The 7757-nt window shown below is 66.7% G+C and carries 7 protein-coding genes, 2 pseudogenes and 1 other annotated feature; of the genes and pseudogenes, 2 read left to right on the top strand and 7 right to left on the bottom strand.

Annotated elements, in window-relative coordinates; translation table 11 throughout:
* The first annotated feature begins 333 nt into the window (after positions 1–333).
* Positions 334–498, top strand: coding sequence for a hypothetical protein (locus AWC25_RS26820; protein ID WP_158089746.1), 165 nt, complete (start codon positions 334–336; stop codon positions 496–498).
* Positions 499–549: 51 nt separating this feature from the next.
* A protein-coding gene (locus AWC25_RS13860; RefSeq protein ID WP_142278833.1) for an IS3 family transposase occupies positions 550–1814 on the top strand; the annotation gives its coding sequence in 2 pieces (ribosomal slippage) (positions 550–856 and positions 856–1814; 1266 coding nt in all).
* Positions 852–983, top strand: a sequence feature (AL1L pseudoknot). (Overlaps the previous gene by 132 nt.)
* A 40-nt stretch (positions 1815–1854) precedes the next feature.
* Here the strand turns inward: AWC25_RS13860 and AWC25_RS26815 are convergent.
* The 7 genes and pseudogenes from AWC25_RS26815 to AWC25_RS13830 all read right to left on the bottom strand — a co-directional run bounded on the left by AWC25_RS26815 (position 1855) and on the right by AWC25_RS13830 (position 7729).
* On the bottom strand, positions 1855–2064 hold the full coding sequence (locus AWC25_RS26815; RefSeq protein WP_157118275.1) for a hypothetical protein: 210 nt from the start codon (positions 2062–2064) through the stop codon (positions 1855–1857).
* 70 nt (positions 2065–2134) lie between these two features.
* Positions 2135–2821, bottom strand: a complete 687-nt coding sequence (locus AWC25_RS26810; protein ID WP_157118274.1) for a hypothetical protein — start codon at positions 2819–2821, stop codon at positions 2135–2137.
* Between the two features lie 82 nt (positions 2822–2903).
* Positions 2904–3689: pseudogene (locus tag AWC25_RS13850) on the bottom strand (AAA family ATPase); the annotation flags it as partial.
* A 328-nt stretch (positions 3690–4017) separates the two neighbouring features.
* Positions 4018–5262 carry an HNH endonuclease signature motif containing protein gene (locus AWC25_RS13845; RefSeq protein WP_069399757.1) on the bottom strand — a complete coding sequence of 415 codons (1245 nt, stop codon included), beginning with the start codon at positions 5260–5262 and terminating at the stop codon, positions 4018–4020.
* Positions 5263–5376: 114 nt separating this feature from the next.
* Positions 5377–6033, bottom strand: a pseudogene (locus AWC25_RS13840) (enoyl-CoA hydratase); the annotation flags it as partial.
* On the bottom strand, positions 6030–6857 hold the full coding sequence (locus AWC25_RS13835; protein WP_069399756.1) for an NUDIX hydrolase: 828 nt from the start codon (positions 6855–6857) through the stop codon (positions 6030–6032). The gene AWC25_RS13835 and the pseudogene AWC25_RS13840, both read right to left, overlap by 4 nt.
* On the bottom strand, positions 6854–7729 hold the full coding sequence (locus AWC25_RS13830; protein WP_069399755.1) for an ABC transporter ATP-binding protein: 876 nt from the start codon (positions 7727–7729) through the stop codon (positions 6854–6856). The genes AWC25_RS13835 and AWC25_RS13830 overlap by 4 nt, the downstream gene beginning before the upstream one ends.
* Positions 7730–7757: the final 28 nt, after the last annotated feature.

Raw genomic sequence — 7757 nt, 5'->3', positions numbered from 1 at the left:
CAGCCCGCTACGCCGCCACCTGTACCCACCAATGAACGACTCTCGTTCGCCGTGGACCAGTTCACAGGGTCCGGTCATCGGGAGTGGAGTAGACGAGGGCCCCAGACAATAGCCCAATGCAACCTCGAGGGCCTCGCGGTTGTGCGGTTGGCAGCTGGAACTGATCGCGCAGTGGTGCTAGGAGACGGTTAAGACCGGCGTACCGAAGCGTTGCCTCAAACTCGACGCCCATCGTTGCAAGTACCTGCGAACCGAGCGCCCTCGCCATCACTCGCGCTTCGTCGAGAGAGTCTTGTTTTTCCGATACCGGCCGGTCCTATCGTGGAGTAAACCTTGCGCATATCCAGCCCCAAAGGCGCCTACCCCGACAGCTACCAGACCATCCTGCCCGTGGTCGATATGCCCAAGGCCGGCATCGTGTTTCCCGGCGCAGAATTCCTGCAAGCCCTCGACGACCTCGACACCGGCGCCACTTTCGACTTCGCCGTCAACCTCTGAATCGCCCTGGAAATCCCGGAGGCTCCTGACCTTGGAAACGAGGATGCAGGTATGTCCACGGAATCGTCGTCAGGGAAGAAGCCGACCAGTCGCAGGCATAGCCCGGATGAGAAGGCCGCCGCGGTGCGGATGGTCCGCGCTCTGCGTGCCGAGTTGGGCACCGAGCAGGGCACGGTCTCGCGGGTGGCCCGCCAGCTCGGGTACGGGGTGGAGTCGGTGCGTTCGTGGGTGCGCCAGGCTGACATCGACGACGGGTACGCACCTCGAGTGTCCACTGCGGAGTCAGCGCGGATCAAAGCGCTTGAACAGGAGAACCGAGAACTCAAGCGTGCCAACGAAATACTGAAGCGAGCGGCCAGTTTCTTCGGGGCGGAGCTCGACCGCCAACACAAGAAATAGTCGACTTCATCGACGCCCAGCGCGCCGAGTTCGGGGTCGAGCCCATCTGCACCGTCCTGCGCAGCGCAGGGGTGTCGATGGCCCCGAGCACCTACTACGACACCAAGACCCGTGCCCCGTCAGCACGGGCCCGACGCGACGCGGTCCTGGGCCCGGCCCTGGTAGCACTGTGGCAGGACAACTACCGCGTCTACGGGGCCCGCAAGCTGTGGAAAACGGCACGTCGGGCTGGCCACGACGTCGGCCGCGACCAGGTCGCGCGGCTGATGCGCGCGGCCGGCATCCACGGAGTGCGCCGCGGTAAACGGGTGCCCACCACCACACCGGACCCGGCCGCGGCGCGCCACCCGGATCTGGTCAACCGGAAGTTCAGCGCGAGCGCGCCCAACCAATTGTGGGTCACCGATCTGACGTTCGTACCGACCTGGTCGGGGGTGGCCTATGTCTGCTTCATCGTCGACGCCTACTCCCGGATGATCGTGGGCTGGCGAGTGGCGTCTCATATGCGCACCACCATGGTGCTCGACGCGTTGGAGATGGCCCGATGGTCACGCGGAAGCCTGTTGGAAGGCTTGACATGTCACTCCGACGCCGGATCGCAGTTCACGTCCATTCGCTACGGCGAACGGCTCGCCGAAATCGGCGCGGTGCCCTCGATCGGCTCGATCGGAGACAGCTTTGATAACGCCCTCGCCGAAACCGTGAACGGCTACTACAAAGCCGAGCTGATCTACGGCCCCGCCCGCAACGGCCCATGGAAGACCGTCGAGGACGTCGAACTGGCCACCCTGGGCTGGGTCTACTGGCACAACACCAGTCGCCTTCACAGCTACCTCAACGACGTTCCACCCACCGAGTTCGAAGCCGCGTTCTACGATGCCCAACGGACCGACCAACCCCTGGTCGCAATCCAATAGCTCGAGTCTCCGCGAGAACCAGGGCGATTCACTCGTCACATTAAGCCGCGAAATGGAATTCGTGCGCAACGACCGCGCCAGAGGCAACATCGACGACCAATTCACCCAAGGCCGCGACGTGCGCAACGGCGACGCTGAACTCATCGCCACCTGGCGCCAACTCGCCGAATACAACCGCCAGCTTGAAGCCAACATCGACGAACGGCCCCTGCACGCCGCGTTCATCATCGCTGTCGACGCGTCCGACCAAAGACACTGGACTACAGCGTCAAACGCCTACGCGAAGAACTCACCGCCTCCGGCCAAATCGCCATCCGCCACTATCGCGGTGCCCAAACCAAGCTGTGGGCGGCCTTCAACCCCGCTGCGCCCACCCATAAGACCACCGTGGACCAGTTCACCGAGCCCACCACCACCAAAAAATGATCACGGTTCGTGAGTACTGCGCTGTTGAGGGCGTTGTTTCTATTGAATCCCAACAGAATTCCGGTGCTGTTGCCGACCATGGATGAGGTGAACGGCAACCCAGCCCGGAAGAAATGCGCGACCCCACCGCCTTCGACGACCTCCACACGACGGCCGGACCCAACCGAGGCGCGCTCACCCCCCATGACGGCAGCGACCTTGCCGGGCCCGCGCACGCCATGGCCTCCTGCGGTGCGCCGCAAGCACTGTCGTTCGCCCAACACCTCAGCGGCGCCCACCTCGCCCAGGGCACCTGCTACGGCCTGCTCGGCGCAGTTTTCGCCTTCTTCGTCTGCTACGTCACCTATAGCTACGTCATGGTGTGCTGCGCGGCCTTCGCCAACGCCCTGCTGTCGATCGTGGTCGCCGCACCGGCCATGATCCACGGCCAGCCGCGCCGGCGCGCCGAGCGGCGCATCAAAATGTTCTTCAAACACGCCGCCCTGGTATTCGCCTACACCACCTACATCTCGATGGCCGCCATGATCGTGCTCAAAATGGGCACCCGCGGCGGCTACGCCGACCAGGTGGGCATGAGCCACCCGCTGGCCTGGCTGTTCATGATCGCCATCGTTTCAGCCGTCGCCATCGGCGTGCCCACGGCCCTACCCCAACCGGCGCACCCGCATCAGCCATGTAGCGACCCAACAGCTTGGCGCGGCTGGTCTCCACCACCAGCGGTTTGCGCAGCACCTTCAGACCACACAACTGCTTGGTGAAAGCCCTTGCCACAGAAGTCTTTCCGGTCCCCGGCGGCCCCAACAGCAGGGTGTGGCGCGACGTGACCGGTACCCGCAGCCCTACTTTGGTGCGGGCCAGGTTGACCTCGGTGGTGAAGCGGTTGCGTTTGATTTCGCTTTTGGCGGTCTGCATGCCCAGCATCACGTCCAGCTCGGCTTGCCCCTCGGCCAAATCTTCCGAGGCCTTCTCGGCGTCACGAGCCGTCTGCTTTTCCAGTCGGCTCGGGGCGCTAGCCGGGTCCCACGGGTCGGTGCGCGCCTCGATCGTTTCAGGGTCGGTAAGCACCAGGCGCCGAGTCGGGTCATCCATCGCTTCGCGGGCCGGACTGAATTTGGGGCCGCGCGAATGCACCCGGCGAAACAGCTGGGCGGCCTCATCCTCGCGGCCCAGATGCCGAAGGCACATTGCTTGGGTGTAGAGCGTCACGGTCGCGGCCTGGGGCACCCGGTCATCGCCGACGACCCTCTCCCCGCGCCGAAACGCATCCTCGAACACCCCCAGCGACGCCAACGCCGTGCTGGCCGTCGCGGTCGCGGCGAACTCGTACTCCGGCCTATACCAACGCTTTTCGACCGGGAACACGCGCAGCACATCGGTCCAGCGCTGCGTGCGGAAATGCAGCAGCCCGTAGCCGTAGGTGTGCATGTCGGCGTCGAAGGGATCAGTCGGCAGCGCTGCGGCGTTCGCCAACAAAATGGCGTTTTACCGCAATTACTACCGTGACGAACTCAATCCGCCGGCGGCCTTCGGCTTATTGCCCTCCGCACCAACAGATCAACTTCGAGGAGTCCGGGAACGCTGGACATCCGTCGGCGTTCAAGTCGCAAAGGTGGACGTACGAGCATTTTGATACCCGCCGCGAACGAAGACCCCATAATCCGAGCTTGCAACGACCCGGAAGAACCATCACTGCTCGACGATGGGGTCGGCCGAGATCATTTCGCAGCCGGCATCGCGAACGAACTCCGTTATGCCGCAACCGGTTCGACCATCCAATCTAGTTAGTTGTTGGAGACGGCCGCGGTTGAAAGGGTTGGTACCACCACCATTGGGCGCGTTCGCCGGTGGGCCCGGGACACGCTGGGACATCGGGCGGCGGTTGAGTTGGTGGACGTGCTAGTGATCCGGCACTGAGCAACCGGCCGTCCTCGTCGGTGGTAGTGAGGTGGTCGGCGGTTCCAGTGATGGTGATGAGGCCGCGATGGTGTGCCCGGTGGTGGTAGGGGCACACAAGTACTAGGTTGGCCAGCTCGGTGGGGCCGCCGTCTTGCCAGTGGCGGATGTGGTGGGCGTGCAGACCCCGGGTGGCCCCACAGCCGGGAACTACGCACGTGCGGTCACGGTGCTCAAGTGCGCGGCGCAGCCGCCGGTTGACGGTACGGGTCGCTCGCCCAGCGCCAATCACCTCGCCGGCGCGTTCGAACCAGACTTCGCAGGTGGCATCACAAGTCAGGTACTGGCGCTCGGCGTCGGTGAGCAGCGGACCCAGATGCAGCGCCGCGGCCCGCCGTTCCACGTCAACGTGCACCACCACGGTGGTGTGCTGCCCGTGCGGGCGGCGCCCAGCCTCGGCGTCCCAGCTGGCTTCGACCAGGCGCATAAACGCCTCGACCGTGCCCGGCCACGGTGGCGCGACATCGTCAGCGTCATCCGCGTGGTCGCGCTTCCACTCGGCGATCAGCGCCTCACGATGCGAGGCCAGTGCCGCGTCGAACTTCGCTGCGTCCAGGTGCGGAAGTTTGATCCGCCAGCAGCTGAACTCTTCGTCGGAGGTCTGGGTGATCGAGGCCCGCGGTTGCGGCCGAGCCGGTTCGGGGTCGGGTCGGGGTTCCAGCTTGACCGCGGTACGCAACTGGTTCACCGTGGCGACCGACGCCAACGCCGCATAATGCTCATCTGAACCCGCACCGCCGCGTGCGGCAATGACCCCGACCTGATCCAGCGACAACCACCCCTCCCGCATGCCCGCCGCGCAGCGCGGAAATTCCGTCAGCCGGCGCGCCACTGTGGCGATCGTATGGGCATTGGCCGAGGATGCCCCGGTCTTCCAGGCCAGCAACGCCGCCACCGACCGCGCCCCCGTCACACCGCACAACTGGTCACGATCGATCTCTGCAGCGATCTCCACGATGCGCCCATCAATGGCATTTCGCTGACCGGCCAACTCCGCCAACTCTTCGAACAACACCTCCAGCCGGTCGGCAGGGTTCACCGTTACGGGAGACGGTGCGGTCGAAGACATAACCCCATCATCGCAGCCGGGTACGACAAGTTTCGGCCGTCGATGGGGCCCATGATGGCATCGGGCCCGAGCGCTGACGATGCTCGCCGTGTCGCCAGAGTCGCGCGGCGGCTAATCGAAAACGGCGTTGATGCCGGCCTTGGCGGCAGCCAGCGCTTCGCGCGGCCCGTCTAGGAAGCGCCGCGCCCAGGCCGCGGCGGCGTCGTACACGTCGTCGGGGGCCACCATCTCGTCGATGAGGCCCAGCTGCAGGGCCTCCTCGGCGTCGACGAAGCGCCCGCTGAACACGAGCTCCTTGGCCTTGCTCTCCCCGGCCACACGGGTCAGGCGCGCCATGTCACCGGGCACCCGGTCGGACAGGATCTCGGTCGCCCCGAACTTGACGTTGTCGCCACTGATCCGCCAGTCGGCGGCCAAGGCCAGCGTCAGGCCCGCGCCCAAGGCGTAGCCGGTGACCGCGGCGACGGTGGGCTTCGGGATGGCTGCGACGGCCTCGACGGCCTGCGCGCGCACCCGCTCCGCGACGGCAGCTTCGGCGGCGGTCAGCGTCGTCAGCTCGGGCATGTCGTCGCCGGCGGAAAAGATCTCGTGCCCGCCGAACAGGATCACCGCGGCCACGTCGTCACGCCGGCCCAGCTCGTCGGCCGCGGCCGCGATTTCCCGATAGGCCTGGCGGGTCAGCGCGTTGGTGGGTGGGCGCGACAGCAGCAGGACGGCCAAACCAGGGTCCTGTGATCCGTCGCTGACGACGACGTGGACGTACTCGCTCAAAGCGGCCACTCCATCGATCCGCCCGCCTTGCGCGCCTGATGGTAGCGGTCGGAGTCGAAAAACTCGAAAACCCAGTTGTCGCCCCGCTTTTCGAGGAGAGGCTGCACGGGCCGGATCTGGCGTTCGACGGCCAGCACATCGGCGACGCTGCGACCGGCCAACGAGTCCAGCTGCGTCCACGTCGGCGGCAGCAGAATGTTGCGGCCAGCCTCGAAGTCGGCGATGGCGTCCTGCGGTGACGCCCAGCCGGATCGATCGGATTCGGTGTTCTGTCCGTCGGCGCGCTGCCCCTCGGGCAGCGCCGCCACGAAGAAGTAAGTGTCGTAGCGGCGGGTGCGCTCGGCCTCGGGGGTGACCCAATTGGCCCAGGGCCGCAGCAGGTCGGAGCGCAGCACCAGGTTCTCGGTCCGCAGGAAGTCGGCGAACGACAGCGTCCGGTCATCCAGGGCGCGACGGGCGTCGGCGTAGACCGAGGCGTCCCGGACGATCCCCTCCGGCGCCGACAGCGACTGGCCGGCCGGCCCGGCGAACAGCACGCCGGATTCCTCGAAGGTCTCCCGGGCCGCCGCGCACACCAGCGCCGCGGACAGCTCGGTGTCGACGCCGAACCGCTGCGCCCACCAGTGCGGAGACGGGCCGGCCCACGCGATATCGGCGTTGCGGTCGCGGTCGTCGACGCCCCCACCGGGGAACACGATCACTCCCGGGGCGAACTCCATTTTCGAGTGGCGCCGCATCAGGAAGACGTTCAAGCCGGTCGGCGCGTCCCGGACCAGCATCACGGTGGCCGCCGGGCGGGTGGGCAGGGGTTCGGGGGTGGTCATTCCGCCCTCCTACGGTGTGCCGCGCGGGGGCGGACGCGCCGCGCGAAATACCGGCCGTCGATGTCCTCGAGGGCGATCTGCTGCCCGAACGCGGCCGACAAATTCTCCGAGGTCAGCACGTCGGACAGCAGTCCGGCCGCCACCACCTGGCCTTCCGACAGCAGCATGCAGTGGCTGAACCCCGGCGGCACCTCTTCGACGTGGTGGGTGACCAGCACCAGGGCCGGCGCGTCGGGGTCGGCGGCCAGGTCGGCCAGCCGCGCGACCAGCTCCTCGCGGCCGCCCAGATCCAGGCCCGCCGCGGGTTCGTCGAGCAGCAAAAGTTCCGGGTCGGTCATCAGCGCCCGGGCGATCAGCACCCGTTTGCGCTCCCCCTCCGACAGCGTGCCGTAGGTGCGGTCGGCCAGATGCTCGGCGCCCAGGCTCTCCAGCATGTCGAGCGCGCGTCGATAGTCGACGTCCTCGTAACGCTCCCGCCACCGGCCCAGCACCGAATAGCCGGCGGACACCACCAGGTCGCGCACGATCTCGTCGCTGGGGATGCGTTGCGCCAGCGACGAGGAGCTGAGCCCGATTCGGGCCCGCAGCTCCGAGACGTCGACCCGGCCCAGCCGCTCGGCGAGCACGAAGGCGACGCCGCTGGACGGGTGCTCGCCGGCCGCGGCGATCCGCAGCAGCGAGGTCTTTCCCGCGCCGTTGGGGCCGAGGATCACCCAACGCTCGTCGAGTTCAACCGCCCAATTCAACGGACCGACCAGGACGTTACCGCCGCGACGCAGCGAGACGTTTCGGAAGTCGATCAGCAGATCGGGATCGGCCACGGGCTCATCTGTTTCGGGGCCGGTTTCGGGCACCCGACCATCGTGCCGCATGCCGCGCGAGCGACCCAATCGGGGGGAA

The organism is Mycobacterium sherrisii (assembly GCF_002102355.1).
In the GTDB taxonomy this organism is placed as follows: domain Bacteria; phylum Actinomycetota; class Actinomycetes; order Mycobacteriales; family Mycobacteriaceae; genus Mycobacterium; species Mycobacterium sherrisii.
Note: the sequence above shows the minus strand (reverse complement) of the source record. Positions and strands in the feature narration are given on the sequence as shown.